The sequence below is a fragment of the Billgrantia sp. C5P2 genome (assembly GCF_051062895.2).
Genome location: NZ_CM128542.1, coordinates 4,605,666 through 4,620,637, shown reverse-complemented (window position 1 = coordinate 4,620,637; position 14,972 = coordinate 4,605,666). Strand labels below are relative to the sequence as shown.

11 protein-coding genes and 1 tRNA gene are annotated in these 14,972 nt (G+C 67.4%); 4 read left to right on the top strand and 8 right to left on the bottom strand.

What is annotated here, in order from left to right; all coding sequences use genetic code 11:
- Window positions 1-15: 15 nt before the first annotated feature.
- The 4 genes from fdhF (at window position 16) to ACRWQA_RS21520 (ending at window position 4,941) form a co-directional block, all read left to right on the top strand.
- Entirely contained in the window at window positions 16-2,913 is a 2,898-nt protein-coding gene (gene fdhF, locus ACRWQA_RS21535) for a formate dehydrogenase subunit alpha (protein WP_434231894.1), read from the top strand.
- The gene (gene fdhD, locus ACRWQA_RS21530; RefSeq protein WP_263581749.1) at window positions 2,906-3,733 is read left to right on the top strand and encodes a formate dehydrogenase accessory sulfurtransferase FdhD; all 828 of its coding nucleotides are present in this window, start codon (window positions 2,906-2,908) and stop codon (window positions 3,731-3,733) included. The genes fdhF and fdhD overlap by 8 nt, the downstream gene beginning before the upstream one ends.
- A 7-nt stretch (window positions 3,734-3,740) precedes the next feature.
- Window positions 3,741-3,983 (top strand): formate dehydrogenase subunit delta, encoded by a 243-nt coding sequence (locus ACRWQA_RS21525; protein WP_263581748.1) that lies wholly within the window; start codon window positions 3,741-3,743, stop codon window positions 3,981-3,983.
- Between the two features lie 307 nt (window positions 3,984-4,290).
- Complete coding sequence (locus ACRWQA_RS21520; RefSeq protein WP_434231897.1) at window positions 4,291-4,941, top strand: L,D-transpeptidase family protein; 651 nt, start codon at window positions 4,291-4,293, stop codon at window positions 4,939-4,941.
- A 12-nt stretch (window positions 4,942-4,953) separates the two neighbouring features.
- Here the strand turns inward: ACRWQA_RS21520 and ACRWQA_RS21515 are convergent.
- From ACRWQA_RS21515 to ACRWQA_RS21480, 8 genes are all read right to left on the bottom strand, one after another.
- Window positions 4,954-5,049: transfer RNA gene (locus ACRWQA_RS21515), tRNA-Sec, on the bottom strand.
- A 28-nt stretch (window positions 5,050-5,077) separates the two neighbouring features.
- Window positions 5,078-7,006 carry a selenocysteine-specific translation elongation factor gene (selB, locus tag ACRWQA_RS21510; protein WP_434231900.1) on the bottom strand — a complete coding sequence of 643 codons (1,929 nt, stop codon included), beginning with the start codon at window positions 7,004-7,006 and terminating at the stop codon, window positions 5,078-5,080.
- A complete protein-coding gene (gene selA / locus ACRWQA_RS21505; RefSeq protein ID WP_446326227.1) occupies window positions 7,003-8,550 on the bottom strand; it encodes an L-seryl-tRNA(Sec) selenium transferase in 1,548 nt (515 codons plus the stop codon). Before selA ends, selB begins: the two co-directional genes overlap by 4 nt.
- Before the next feature lie 103 nt (window positions 8,551-8,653).
- Entirely contained in the window at window positions 8,654-9,583 is a 930-nt protein-coding gene (gene fdhE / locus ACRWQA_RS21500; protein WP_434231904.1) for a formate dehydrogenase accessory protein FdhE, read from the bottom strand.
- Complete coding sequence (locus ACRWQA_RS21495) at window positions 9,580-10,275, bottom strand: formate dehydrogenase subunit gamma (RefSeq protein ID WP_263581743.1); 696 nt, start codon at window positions 10,273-10,275, stop codon at window positions 9,580-9,582. Before ACRWQA_RS21495 ends, fdhE begins: the two co-directional genes overlap by 4 nt.
- Window positions 10,272-11,201 carry a formate dehydrogenase subunit beta gene (fdxH, locus tag ACRWQA_RS21490; protein ID WP_434231907.1) on the bottom strand — a complete coding sequence of 310 codons (930 nt, stop codon included), beginning with the start codon at window positions 11,199-11,201 and terminating at the stop codon, window positions 10,272-10,274. Before fdxH ends, ACRWQA_RS21495 begins: the two co-directional genes overlap by 4 nt.
- A gap of 26 nt (window positions 11,202-11,227) precedes the next feature.
- On the bottom strand, window positions 11,228-14,218 hold the full coding sequence (gene fdnG / locus ACRWQA_RS21485) for a formate dehydrogenase-N subunit alpha (protein WP_487247147.1): 2,991 nt from the start codon (window positions 14,216-14,218) through the stop codon (window positions 11,228-11,230).
- 260 nt (window positions 14,219-14,478) lie between these two features.
- Window positions 14,479-14,901 carry a hypothetical protein gene (locus tag ACRWQA_RS21480; protein WP_434231912.1) on the bottom strand — a complete coding sequence of 141 codons (423 nt, stop codon included), beginning with the start codon at window positions 14,899-14,901 and terminating at the stop codon, window positions 14,479-14,481.
- Window positions 14,902-14,972: the final 71 nt, after the last annotated feature.

Genomic DNA, 14,972 nt, shown 5'->3' with positions numbered 1-14,972 from the left:
GGGAGGAGGTACGACATGTTGCACTACTACGATCCCAAGCACGTTTCACCGGAGCGCGACTACGGCACCCCGGCGCGGCTTTCGGAAAAGCTCGTCACCCTCGAGATCGATGGCACCGAGATCACCGTGCCCGAGGGCACCTCGGTGCTGCGCGCCGCGGCACTCGCCGACATCAACATTCCCAAGCTGTGCGCCTCGGATAACCTCGAGGCGTTCGGCTCCTGCCGCCTGTGCGCGGTGCAGATCGAGGGCAGGCGCGGGCTACCGGCCTCCTGCACTACGCCGGTCGAGGCCGGCATGCAGGTCACTACGCAGAACGCGCGGCTCGCCAAGCTGCGGCGCAACGTGATGGAGCTCTACATCTCCGATCACCCGCTGGACTGCCTGACCTGCCCGGCCAACGGCGACTGCGAGCTGCAGGACATGGCCGGCGCGGTGGGCCTGCGCGAGGTGCGCTATGGCTTCGACGGCGAGAACCACCTGGCGGCCGAGACCGACGATTCCAACCCCTATTTCAGCTTCGACCCCAGCAAGTGCATCGTCTGCTCACGCTGCGTGCGCGCCTGCGAGGAGGTGCAGGGCACCTTCGCCCTGACCATCGAGGGGCGCGGCTTCGAGTCCAAGGTCGCCGCCGGGCAGAGCGAGGCGTTCATGGATTCCGAGTGCGTTTCCTGCGGTGCTTGCGTGCAGGCCTGTCCGACCTCGACGCTAATGGAGAAGTCGGTGATCGAGCAGGGCCAGCCGGAGCACAGCGTGGTCACCACCTGCGCCTACTGCGGCGTGGGCTGCTCGTTCAAGGCCGAGATGCAGGGCGATCGGGTGGTGCGCATGGTGCCGTACAAGGGTGGCGACGCCAACCACGGCCACTCCTGCGTGAAGGGTCGCTTCGCCTTCGGCTATGCCACCCATCCGGATCGTCTGAAAACGCCGATGATCCGCGAGTCGATCGACCAGCCCTGGCGCGAGGTGGGCTGGGAAGAGGCGATCACCTTCGCCGCCGAGCGGCTCAAGGCGATCCAGGCCAAGTATGGCCGCGAGAGCATCGGCGGCATCACCTCGTCGCGCTGTACCAACGAGGAAACCTACCTGGTGCAGAAGCTGGTGCGCGCGGCTTTCCGCAACAACAACACCGACACCTGTGCGCGGGTGTGTCACTCGCCCACCGGCTTCGGCCTCAAGGCGACCCTGGGCGAGTCCGCCGGCACCCAGACCTTCGATTCGGTGATGAAGGCCGATGCCATCGTCGTCATCGGCGCCAACCCCACCGACGCCCACCCGGTGTTCGCCTCACAGATGCGCCGGCGCCTGCGCCAGGGCGCCGAACTGATCGTCGTCGATCCGCGGCGTATCGATCTGCTCAAGACGCCGCATCATCACGGCGCCCAGCATCTTGCCCTGCGTCCCGGCACCAACGTGGCGATGGTCAACGCCCTGGCTCACGTGGTGATCAGCGAGGGACTGGAGGATCGCGAGTTCATCGCCAAGCGCTGCGATGAGTCGGGCTACCTGGCCTGGCGCGAGTTCATCCTCGAGGAACGCCACTCGCCCGAGAACGTCGAGGCGATTACCGGTGTGCCCGCCGAGCAGGTGCGCCGTGCGGCGCGCACCTATGCCAACGCACCCAATGGCGCGATCTACTACGGTCTCGGCGTCACCGAGCACAGCCAGGGCTCGAGCATGGTGATGGGGATCGCCAACCTGGCGCTGGCCACCGGCAACATCGGTCGCGAGGGCGTGGGCGTCAACCCGCTGCGCGGACAGAACAACGTCCAGGGCTCCTGCGACATGGGCTCCTTCCCCCACGAGCTGCCGGGCTATCAGCACGTCGGCGACGCGGCGGTGCGCGAACGCTTCGAGGCAGCCTGGGGCGTGCCCATCGACGACGAGCCGGGGCTGCGCATCCCCAACATGTTCGATGCCGCGGTTGCCGGCGAATTCAAGGCGCTCTACGTGCAGGGCGAGGATATCGCCCAATCCGACCCCAACACCCAGCACGTCGAGCTGGCACTGCGCTCGCTGGAGTGCCTGATCGTGCAGGACATCTTCCTCAACGAGACGGCCAAGTTCGCCCACGTGCTGCTGCCGGGCTCCTCCTTCCTGGAGAAGGACGGCACCTTCACCAACGCCGAGCGGCGCATCAACCGGGTGCGCAAGGTGATGCCGCCGCTGGCCGGCAAGCAGGACTGGGAAGTGACCGTGGACCTGGCCAATGCGCTGGGCTACCCCATGCACTACGACCACCCGGCGCAGATCATGGACGAGATCGCCAGCCTCACGCCGAGCTTCACCGGCGTCAGCTACGCGCGGCTCGACGAGCTGGGCAGCATCCAGTGGCCGTGCAACGAGGTGTACCCGAAGGGCATGCCGACCATGCACATCGAGGACTTTCCCATCGGTCTCGGCCAGTTCGCCATCACCGACTACGTGGCCAGCGAAGAGCGCTCCAACCGCCGCTTCCCGCTGCTGCTCACCACCGGGCGCATCCTCTCCCAGTACAACGTCGGCGCCCAGACCCGGCGCACCGACAACCAGGCCTGGCACGACGAGGACGTGCTCGAGCTGCACCCATCTGACGCCGAGCTGCGCGGCGTGCGCGACGGCGACTGGGTCGGCATCACCAGCCGCGCCGGTCAGACGGTACTGCGCGCCCGGGTCAGCGACCGCATGCCGCCGGGAGTGGTCTACACTACCTTCCACCACCCGGGCAGCGGGGCCAACGTGATCACCACCGACAGCTCCGACTGGGCGACCAACTGCCCGGAGTACAAGGTGACCGCCGTGCAGGTCGAGAAGGTCAGCCAGCCGTCAACTTGGCAGCGCCAGTTCCAGAGCTTCGACCGGCTGCAGCTCGAGTTGCTTCGCGGTGGCAAGAACGAAGGCAAGCAGCCCTCAGCGGAGCGTGCGAATGAGTGACGACCCCAGCCGCTGCCGGGCCCCGGTGGATGTGCGTCGGGGAGGTGGCGGCGCCGAGCGGTTGGAGGACAGCATCGCGGTGGAGACCCCGGTGGCGCTGGTCTACAACGGCATTTCCCATGCCGTGATGATGGCCACGCCCGCCGACCTGGAGGACTTCGCCCTCGGCTTCAGCTTTACCGAAGGGATCCTCGAAGAGCCCGAGGAACTCTACGGGATCGAGGTGCGAGAAGAAGCGGCCGGCATTGCCGTGCACCTCGATATCGCTGCCCAGCGCTTCATGGAACTCAAGCAGCGCCGGCGTAGCCTGGCGGGCCGCACCGGCTGTGGCCTGTGCGGTACCGAGTCGCTGGAACAGGCGATTCGCCCGGTGGTTTCGGTAACGGCGCCGAGGGTGGAAGACGCTGCCATCCAGCATGCATTGGATGCCCTGAAGTGGCATCAACCGCTGCAGCGCGAGACCGGTGCCACCCACGGTGCCGCCTGGTGCGATCTCGACGGGCAGGTGCAGCTGGCGCGCGAGGACGTCGGCCGCCACAACGCCCTGGACAAGCTGATCGGCGCCATGCTGAAGCGTCGTCTCGACCCGCACCACGGCTTCGTGCTGGTCTCCAGCCGGGCCAGCTACGAGATGGTGCAGAAGTGCGCCAGTGCCGGCATCGGCTGCCTGGTCGCGGTATCGGCGTCCACCTCGCTTGCCATCGAGCTGGCGCGCCAGGCGGGGCTGAAACTGGTCGGCTTCGCCCGCCCGGGACGCCACGTCATCTATCATCAGCCGGCTACCGAGACGGTGCCGGCATTCCATGCCAGCGGAGGTTGATGTCGCCATGAGCCGCAGCCAGCTCGACACCCTGATCCATATGGCGAACCAGATCGCCATCAACAATGCGCACTACGGCGACGCCGCTGAACGCATCCATACCCACCTGAAGAAGTTCTGGGCTCGCAGCATGAAGCGCCAGATCATCGACTACCTGCGCGAGGACGGCAGCCAACTTTCTCCTCTGGCCAGGCAGGCCATCGAGCGGCTGGGGCAAAGCCAGGGAGAAGCCAGGCCGGCGAGTGCTTGAGCCGGCGGGATCACGTTTTTCAACGATACCAGGCGCCCCCCCCTCTTTCGCCTTAATCGCCCTGTGCTATATTCGACTTATGCGTCTCATGGCCCGGCCAATGGCCGTGCAGCCGGGCCCTGGGTCCGAAGCGAAGGCCAACTCCAAGAGCGCCGCAGAGCGCTCTTTCACGTCCTTGCCATGTGAAGCATCCGTCGAAGGGAGTCGTGCCATGACCATCGTGGCGCGGGCCACGGCTGGCCTGAATAAATAACCGATCGGTTCCAAGCCGACAGCTATAACTCCATTACGCACGGGGCAGGGGCTCATGAACAGGGCATTTTTCCAGGCTGCCGCCTTGACGGCAGGCTTCTTGACGTTTGGGCCGGCGGCACAGGCCAATCTTCCCGCTTCTCTCGATGGCATGCAGGCTGGCCAGCCGACGCTCTGGCAGGTGCTGGATGCGGTGGTCATGCCCGAAGGACTGACGGCCGACGAGGTCTGGCTCAGCATCGATCTGCGCACTCGCCAGGTACGGGTGATGCGCGGCGAGACGGTGATCACACGCATCGAGCATTTGGCCTTCGGGGCAGGCGGCGCGGCGCCGCTGCGGGCCAAGGGCAGCTCGATGACGCCGCTGGGCGAGTTCCGCGTCGATCGCATCAACCGCGCCTCGCGCTTCGGGCTGTTCTTCGGCTTCGACTATCCCAATGTTCAGGTCGCCGAGGAAGCGCTGCGGCTCGGCAGGATCACGCCGCAGGAGTACTGGTACATCGAGAATTACCGCGCGCGCCACGGCCGGGCGCCGCATACCACTTCGCTGGGCGGGCTGATCGGTATTCATGGCCTGGGCCGAGGTGACCCCGACGTTCATCGCAGCTTCGACTGGACCGAAGGCTGCGTGGCGGTCAGCAACGAGGAGATCCGTGCGCTGGATCCGTGGCTGCGGATCGGCACCAGGGTGGTGATCAGCGGTTAAGCGCGGGGAAGCTGGCGGAAGAGCGTGGGAGTCGAACCCACCAGGGACCGCTGGCAGCCCCTGCCAGATTTGAAGTCTGGCCGCCCCACCGGGGGTCGATCCTCTTCCTTGAGCATTTCGCCGACAGTGCTCCGGGCTACTGCCACATGTCGGCGTGGCGAATCACACGCTCGTCACCGATGCGGCGCGTAAAGCCTACCCTATCAAAGAATTCGAGAATGTGAATGGACAGCTTGCGGCCGGTGCCGAGGCGGTCGCGAAAGGCGGCCGCGCGTATCCGGCCTTGCTCCTGAGCCAGCGCCTGCACGATGGCCGCCATTTCGGTCACCGTCTCGGCCAGGTAGAAGTGATCGCGGCGCACCTGATATAGCCGGCCCAGACGGGCACAGGCGATGAGGACTTCGCGGATACGCGCCTCATCAAGGCTTTCGCTCATGGCCAGGTCGCGCACCCTCGGCGGCTGGAAGGGAGTGGCGGCGATGAGCGGTTCGAGTTGCTGCCACAGCGTTTCGTCGACCTCGTTCAGTGCCGCGCGATGTTCCGGAAGGGCGACGAAGGGCCCGTGGGCGACCAGCGCCCCGCGCTCGACCAATATCCTCAGCAGTTCCCGGCAAACCGGCGCGGGCAGTTCAGGCATGGTCTGGCGCGCCAGCCGACTGCGCTCGGTGCCGAGCATCGAAGGTTCGTGCGCGTGGTTGGCCGCGACGGCACCGAGCAGGCGTTCCAGCAGCGCGACGATGGTTCCCTGCGAGAAGCCGCGGAGCTGGCCCTGGGTGGCGATGATCTGGCCGCCCAGCGCCTTGGTCCGCGCGGTCAGCTCCGCCGCCTCCGCATTGGCATTGCTTGCCATGGCGATCAAGTCGAACCCTTCGGGCCGTCGATCCAGTGCTTGGCGCAGCAGCGGGTCGAGGTCGAACGGCGGCCCGGCGACGGCGCACTCGGCCAGTGCCGAAAGCCAGGCGAGGCGCTCGGGACGGCGCTGGCCGCGGCGCGGCGGGGCGCCGTCGAGCACCACGCCGCCGCCCAGGGTGAGGCGCCCGCCGGGGTCGCGGATCACGAAGCGATCGCCGAGGCAGGCGTGCACCGGGGCGTCGAGCACCAACTGGCCCAGCATGCGCTCGCCCGGCGCAAGCCGCTGACCCTCGAGCAGCGACATTCGTCCGCTGAGCCGGGCCACACCCAGGTGTGCATGGATCGGCGCCCAGTGCTTGAGTGCCGGCGCGCCGTCGAGCAGTTGCAGCTGGACATCGAGGCGTCGCAGCGGTGGCGTCTCCAGCGCTTCGGCCACGACCCAGTCGCCGCGCTGAATCGCGTCGCGGTTGATGCCCGGCCCGGCGAGGTTGAGCGCCACGCGATCGCCCTGCTGCGCCCGCTCGCTGTCGCGGTGTTGCCGCCGTATTCCCCGCACTCGCGCGGTCAGGCCGGCCGGTACCAGGCGTACCCCGTCGCCCTGGCACACCTGGCCGGCGAAGGCCGTGCCGGTCACCACCAGCCCGGCGCCGGACTTGGTGAAGACCCGGTCGACGGCAAGACGAAAATGGCCCTGGGTCGGGATGGCACGCTGGGTGGCCGCCAGGGTCCATAGCCTGTCGCGCAGCGCTTCCACGCCTTCGCCGCTGTGGCTGGAGGCTTCGACAATCGGCGCTCCGGCCAGCGGTGTAGCGGCCAGCAGCGCGGCGATCTCCTCACGCACCTGGCGGCGGCGCGCGGCGTCGACCCGGTCGATCTTGGTCAGCGCCACCAGGCCGCGGTCGAGCCCCAGCAGGGTAAGGATCTGCAGGTGCTCGACGGTCTGCGGCATGACGCCGTCGTCGGCGGCCACCACCAGCAGTACCGTGTCGACGCCGGCGCTGCCCGCCAGCATGTGGTGGAGGAAGCGGGCGTGTCCGGGCACGTCGACGAAACCGAGCTCGACGCCGTCGGCCACCTCGGGATAGGCGAAGCCGGGCTCGATGGTCAGCCCGCGCGCTTTCTCCTCCTTCAGGCGGTCGGTGTCGATACCGGTGAGTTGTTGGATCAGGGCAGTCTTGCCATGGTCGACATGGCCGGCGGTGCCGACGATCAAGGCGTGCCTCCGTGTATGACGCTGACGCTCTCTGTCTCGTTGGTCGCACTGCGTCCTGCCCCTTCGCTGGCCGCACTCCTTCCCTCGTTGGCCATGCTGCTCGACGTGCTGGTCGCGTAGCGCCGTTGCAGTTCTTCCAGCTGATCCAGGAAGGCCGTCTCGTCGGCCGCTCCGGCCAGGCAGCGCAGGTCGAGATACAGGGCACCGTCGCTGAGCCGGCCGATGACGGGGCGGGGCAGGGCGCGCAGGGCCGACTCGAGGCGTCGCAGGCAGCGCTCGCGCAGGCGACGTTGGTTGACCTCGGGGCGCCATGCCAGCGCCCTGCTGGGCAGGCGGTCGACCGGCAGCGAACCGCTGCCGAGCTGGCTCAGGCACTGTTCCAGCGTCACCGCAATGCCAGGAAGCAAGCGCTGCACATGCGGAAGCAGCCGCTCGCCGGTGGCGGCGATGGCGGCCTCCGGGCGGGTCAGCTGCGCCAGGGTGGGAATGTCGTGCTGCGGGGCGTCGCTGTCGCGGTAGAGACGTAGTGTCGCCTCGAGTGCGGCCAGGGTCAGCTTGTCCAGGCGCAGGGCGCGCTTGAGTGGATGACGCTTGATGGTGGCGATGGCCTCGTGACGGCCGACGATGATGCCGGCCTGGGGGCCGCCCAGCAGCTTGTCGCCGCTGAAGGTGACCACGTCGGCGCCGGCGCCGATGGCGTCACCGGGTTGCGCCTCGTAGGGCAGGTCGAGCGCGGTGAAGTCGGCCAGCGCGCCGCTGCCGAGGTCGATCAGGAAGGGAATGCCGTGGCTGTGGGCGATCTCGGCCAGGCGGGTCTCGGGGACGCTGCTGGTAAAGCCGGTGATGGCGTAGTTGGAGGTGTGGGCCTTGACGATCAGCCCGGTATGCTCGCCGATGGCCGTCTCGAAGTCGCTCGCGTGGGTGCGGTTGGTGGCGCCCACCTCGCGCAGGCGGCAGCCCGCCGCGGCCATGATGTCGGGCATGCGGAAGGCGCCGCCGATCTCGATCAGTTCGCCACGCGAGATCAACGCCTCGCGGCCCGCGGCCAGCGCCCCCAGGGCCAGCAGTACGGCGCCGGCATTGTTGTTGACCACGGTGGCCGCCTCGGCGCCGGTCAGCTCGCACAGCAGCCCTTCTACCAGCCGGTCGCGATCGCCGCGGCCGCCGCTGTCGAGGTCGTATTCCAGCGCCACCGGGTGGCGCGCCGCTTGCGCCATGGCCTCGATGGCCGCCTCGGCGAGCGGCGAACGGCCCAGGTTGGTGTGGATGACCGTGCCGGTGAGATTGAACACCGCGCGGCTGGCGGGCCGGGCCAGTTCGACCAGGCGGCTCAGCACCCGTCGTGCCAGGTCGTCCAGGGCGGGTTCGTCGGGAGAAGAGCCCGCCTGCGCCAGGTCGTGGCGGGCCTCGTCCAGGGTCTGGCGCACGGCGCGGCGGGTGAGGCGATGACCGAATCGCTGTCGGGCCTCGTGCACATCGGGATGGGCCAGCAGTGCATCCACCGCGGGCAGGCTGCGTCGAACGTCCATTGTCGTCATGTCCATGCCGGTGTCGGTCATTCCCTGCCTACGAGGGAGAGTCATCCACAAGGATAGTCATCTTTCATGGCATAGCATGTCGGACCGGAAGGCGTCCAACTGCACTGTCTCAGCTCTCGACGATCAGCAGTGGGTTGGCCCCGCTGCGCCGGTAGCGTCCCTCCTCGTCGAGCAGCAGGTCGAGCGCGAGGCTGGCCAGGTCGTCGGCCAGCGGTTCGACCTCGGGGTCGAGCGAACGCGGGAAAATCTTGAGGTAGCTGCCGCAGTCGCCGCAGGCCTCGGCCTGCGCCGGCAGGGGGACGGCTCCATCGCTCCCTTGCGCCAGGCTCAGGTAGTCGAGCTTACCGCTCTGCTCGCAGACGCTGCAGATGGAGCGCTCCAGGTACCACTGGGTGGCGCACAGCCCGCACTGCAGGTAGCGCACGCCGTGGTACTGCGGATCGGACTCGATCACGCTGGCCAGCGGTGGCGAGCCGCAGCTGGGACAAAGGGTGCGTACCTCGCCGATGGGGCGCGCCGGTGCCTGGGGCAGCGTGAGTGCCATGCGAAGCCAGGCCACCTGCAGCGCGGCGGCCACCAGTGGCATCAGGCCGCGGGTTCGCTCGTTGCCGGCTTCGCCTGCCAGCACCTCGCCCGCCAGCCGATCGACCTCTGCCGCCGACAGCTGGCGCAGGATGTCGAGCAGGGGGCGCTGGGCCTGGCCGACGTGGAGTTCGAGCGCGCTCAACAGGGCGTTGAGCTCGGCTTCGAGGTCGATGTCGCCGCGCAGTGCCTGAACGTTGAGCGGCGGCATGCCGTGCTCCAGCGCCGGGGCGAAGGCGTCGGGCTGGGGCTGCCAGCGCGGCGTGGCATGCTCCAGCGCAACCTGCTGGGCCCGGGTCAGTTGCGCCATGAAGCGCAGGAAGTCGTCCAGCGAAGCGACGCGGTCGGCGAGTGCCCCCAAACGCCGGGCGCGGCGGGCGAAATGGTCGTCGTTGGGCAGGCGGACCTCGGGGGGATGCATCACCCCCGTGGGGGCATTGCCGAAGGCGTGTGTCACGGCGACTCCTGTCGGTTCGTTGGTGCCGCGTGGTGGCGGCTGATCGCGCGGTGCTTGCGCGCCCTCTCGCGCTCCTCCTCGTACCACAGACTGTGATGATGGCGTGCCCAGGCCCAACTGACCCGGCCACGCACCATGGCCTGGAACGATCCCTTGACCCAGATTCCCGAGTAGACGTGGATGATCAGGGTGATGATGGCGAGAAAGGCGAAGAGGGCGTGCCCCAGCGACGCCAGCCGACGCAGGGTGATGGGGACGGCCCCGGCGAAGTAGGGCTGCCAGATCAGCAGGCCGGTGACCAGCAGCAGGGCGATGCAGCCGAGCATGATCCAGTACACCAGCTTCTGGCCGGCGTTGTTCTTGCCCACCGGCGGCAGCTTCTCGTCGCGATTGGCCAGCACGTCGCGGATCTGCCTGAGCCATTGGACGTCGCGACGGCGGATCAGGCTCTCCCTGAAGAAGGCGACCGCCATGAAGAGGAACATCAGGGTCATGAACAGGCCGATGTAGGGATGCAGGATACGGGTCATGGTCGGCCCGCCGAACAGTGCCGTCAGCGACCAGAAGAAGGGGTGGAAGAACGGCAGCCCGCTCAATACCAGCAGCACGAAGCTGATCGCGACGAGCCAGTGATTGAGGCGGTTCCATACGCTGTAGCGCTGCAGTTCAGGGTCCGATTTGGCCAGGCTCATGGGCGTTCCTCCCGTTCACGTTCGCGGGCGTCGTCCTCGCGCACCGCCGCTTCGTCCTCCTCGCCATGCTCCTTGGGGCCGGCGGTGACGTAGTGGAAGAAGCCGGTCAGGGCGGCCAGGCCGATCGCCACCGATGCCAGCGGCTTGGTCACGCCCTTCCAGGCGTCGACCAGCGGGCTGATGCGAGGATCCTCCGGCAGGTGGCTGTAGAGCCCCGGCCTGTCGGCGTGCTGCAGCACGTAGATCACATGGGTGCCGTCGACTCCTTCGGGGTTGTAGACCCCGGCGTTGTCGTAGCCGCGGCGCTTGAGGAAGCTCGTGCGGGTCTCGGCCAGGTCGAGCATGTCGTCGCGGGTGCCGAACATGATCGAGCCGGTCGGGCAGGACTTCACGCAGGCCGGCTCCAGGCCGTTGGATACCCGATCGGAGCACAGCGTGCACTTGTAGGCCTTGTGGTCCTTCTTCGAGATGCGCGGCACGTCGAAGGGGCAGCCCGATACGCAGTAACCGCAGCCGATGCAGTGCTCCGAATTGAAGTCGACGATGCCGTTGGCGTACTGGACGATGGCGCCGGGCGCCGGGCACGCCTCGAGGCAGCCCGGTTCGGCGCAGTGCATGCAGTTGTCCTTGCGGATCAGCCACTCGAGGTTGCCTTGCTCGTCCTCGTATTCGTCGAAGCGCATCACCTGCCAGGTATCCGGCGAGAGATCGAGCGGGTTGTCATATTCGCCGACGCATTCGCCGACCTCGTCGCGCAGGTCGTTCCACTCGGCGCAGGCCACCTGGCACGCCTTGCAGCCGATGCAGCGCGACACGTCGATCAGCTTGGTCACGCGGTCGACACCGCCGCTGCGCTCCCGGGGCGAGGGCACCTGAGTCGCCGACCGGGCGATGACGTTCTGCAGGTTGATCTGGTCGCCTCTCATGTCGTTTCGCCTCCTTGTGCCTTGCCCTATAGCTTCTCGACCCGCACCAGGAACGACTTGTATTCCGGCGTCTGGGTATTGGCGTCGCCGACGGATGGCGTCAGGGTGTTGGTCAGGTAGGACTTCTTCGTCTCGCCGAGGAAGCCCCAATGCAGCGGGATACCGACCTGATGCACGGTCTGGCCGGCGACCTGCAGCGGGCGGATGCGCTTGGTCACCACCGCCACAGCCTCGATGAAGCCGCGCTTGGAGCTGACCCGCACGCGGTCGCCCTTGGCAATGCCCAGCTCCTCGGCCAGGCTTGTGCCGATCTCGACGAACTTCTCCGGCTGGGCGATGGCATTGAGCCGGTTGTGCATCGTCCAGTAGTGGAAGTGCTCGGTCAGGCGATAGCTGGTCGCGGCGTGGGGGAACTCCTCGAAGGTTCCGAAGTTCGCGCGGTCCTGTTCGAATACCCTGGCCCCCGGGTTGTGCTTGGCCAGGGGATTGTCCGGGTGCAGCGGATTGTTGGCGATCGGCGTCTCGAAAGGCTCGTAGTGCTCGGGGAGCGGCCCTTCGTTCATGCGATCGCGGGCGAAGATCTGACCGCGCCCGGTCTGGTTCATGATGAACGGCGCCTGGCCGTCGCCGGGGGCGGAAGTGGACGGAAAGTCGGGCACGTCGTTGCCGACCCAGCGCTGGCCGTTCCACCACACCACGGCCTTGCGCGCCGCCCAGGGCGTACCGTCGGGACGAGCACTGGCGCGGTTGTAGAGAATGCGGCGGTTGGCGGGCCACGACCAGGCCCAGCCCAGTGTCTGCCCGGTGCCGTAGGGATCGGAGTTGTCGCGCCGCACCATCTGGTTGCCGTCCTCGGTCCAGCAGCCGGCGAACAGCCAGCAGCCGCAGGCGGTGGAGCCGTCGGCGCGCAGCATGCCGAAGTCTTCGACCTGCTCGCCGGCACGGATCACCAGGTTGCGCTCCTCGTCGAAGACGTCCTCCAGCGCCCAGCCGTTGTACTCGCGTGCCAGCTCCTCGGGGCTCGGTTCCTCGGGGCGGCGATAGGGCCAGTGCAGGTTGAGGATCGGATCGGGGAAGGCACCTCCCTCCTCTTGGTAGAGACGCTGCAGGCGCAGGAAGATGCCGGCCATGATCGCCGTGTCGGAGCGCGCCTCACCCGGAGGGGGCGCCGCGGCCCAGAACCACTGCAGCCAGCGCGAGCTGTTGACGATGGTACCGTCCTCTTCGGCGAAGGCGGTGGTGGGCAGGCGGAACACCTCGGTGTCGATCGTGGCCGGGTCCACGTCGTGGAACTCGCCGTGGTTCTTCCAGAACTCCGCCGTCTCGGTGCGCAGTGGATCGATCACCACCAGGTATTTCAGCTGCGACAACGACTCGGTGATCTTGGCCTTATGGGGGAAGGCCGCCAGCGGGTTGAAGCCCTGGCAGATATAGCCGTTCACCTCGCCCCGATGCATGCGCTCGAAGGTGTGCAGGATGTCGTAGAGATCCTCGCCCAGCTTCGGTAGCCAGTCGTAGCACCAGTCGTTCCCCTCGCTGGCGGCATCGCCGAACCACGCCTTCATCAGGCTGACGTGGAAGCGCTCGTAATGGCGCCAGTAGGAGACCTCGTCCTCCACCAGGGGCGGCCGTGCCCGCTCCAGGATGTACGCTTCGTACTCCTGCTCGTCGGCGCGAGGCAGCCTCAGGTAGCCGGGCAACAGGTTGGAGAGCAGGCCGAGATCGGTCAGGCCCTGGATGTTGGAGTGCCCGCGCAGGGCGTTGACCCCGCCACCGCGCATGCCCATGTTGCCCAGCAGCAGCTGGACGATGGCCGCCGTGCGGATGATCTGCGAGCCGATCGAGTGCTGCGTCCAGCCCAGCGCGTAGAGGAAGGTCATGGTCTTGTCGGGCGCGGCCGTCTCGGCAACCATGTCCCAGATCCGCTGGATCTTCTCTTTCGGCGTGCCGCACACGGAATGCACCACGTCGAGGGTGTAGCGGCTGTAGTGCCGGCGCAGCAGTTGGAAGACGCAGCGCGGGTGCTGCAGCGTCTCGTCACGCCGGGCGTGGCCGTCGTCGTCGTAATCGTACTGCCAGCTCGACTTGTCGTATTCGCCGCTGTCGGCGTCGTAGCCGGTGAACAGGCCGTCGTCGAAGCCGAACTCGGGGCTGACGACCAGGCTGGCATCGGTATAGGCGCGCACGTAGTCCTGCTGGAACCGGCCGCTCTCGATCAGGTAGTTGATCAAGCCGCCGAGGAAGGCGATGTCGGTACCTGTCCGGATCTCGGCGTAGAAATCCGCTACCGCCGCCGTGCGGTTGAAGCGGGGATCCACCACCAGCAGCCGCGCATCGTTGTGCTCGCGCGCCTCCATCACCCAGCGAAAGCCCACGGGGTGCGCTTCGGCGGGGTTGCCGCCCATGGCGATGATCAGATCGGCGTTGCGGATATCGACCCAGTGATTGGTCATGGCACCGCGACCGAATGTTGGGGCAAGACCTGCCACCGTCGGTCCGTGTCAGACGCGCGCCTGGTTGTCGAAGGCCACCATGCCGAGGCTGCGTACCACCTTGTGGGTCAGATAGGCGGTCTCGTTGGTCGACGCGGAGGCCGCCAGCATGCCCGTCGAGATCCAGTGATTGACGGTGTTGCCACCGGCGTCGGCGACGAAGTTGGCGTCGCGGTCGTCCTTCATGTGGCGCGCGATGCGATCCAGCGCCTCGTCCCAGCCGATCCGCTTCCACTCGTCGCTGCCGGCTTCACGCACCTGGGGATAGCGCAGCCGGGAGTCGCTCTGGATATAGTCGAGCAGCCCGGCGCCCTTGGGGCACAGCGAGCCGCGGCTCACCGGATGGTCCGGGTCGCCCTCCACGTGGTAGATGTCGTCGACATTGTTGATCGCCGCATCGCCCCGGCTGTAGAGCAGCACGCCGCAGCCCACCGAACAGTAGGTGCAGTTGCTGCGCGTGATCTTGGCGCCGGTCAGCTTGAAATGGCGTATCGAGGCGACGGCGGGTTCCGGGGCGAAGCCCATCATGGCCATGCTGGACGTGGCCATTCCCGCCGCTCCTAGCTTGAAGAATTGTCTGCGTGTCACCCGAAGGGTCATGGGGCCTCCTGCCTGGTTTCTGTACCCTCTTGTTCTGCCTGGTGGCTGTCACGGTCGGTCTTGTCACCGTCTTGTCATTCGCCGCACGCGGCAGGCATTGCGCCGCCTGTGCCTGTCCTACGCAAAGCGTAGCGGTTCTTGGCAGGCGCTGCCGGACGACTCGGGACGCGGCGTCACGGCACTGCCTAACCTTCGTTGCTGCTCTGCGGCTCGCCATCCTCTCGCCGGCCTTCGTCCTCGGCGCCCAGCGGCTCGTCGGGCATGGTTTGCTCTTCGTTATCTTCTTCTTCGCCTTCGGGCGTCTGGACTTCGTGAGAAGGGCCGGCATCGGAGCCCGCCGCGGGGGTCTGGCGCATGTCGTCGCCCTGGGTCTGGCCGCTGCCGGAGCCCTCTTCTTCCTGATTCATGTCCGACTGGGTAATGCCGCTGCTGGTGCCGTGCTGGCCGGTGTCGATGTCGGGCGGCTCGATGGTCTCGGCGGGGTCCGCCGCGCCCTCATCGGGTGACGCCGTACGCTCTTCCGCGCCGGCGGCAGTCAGCCAGGCGATGCCCAGCAGGGCGGCGAGCCAGCCCAGGCGACGGCATGCCGCGTTGTGCATCCCTGCCATCTAACACCTCCATAAGCCTGATCGAGGTATGCATGGTCATTTCAGCGTAGACCGCACTCAATGGGAACGGC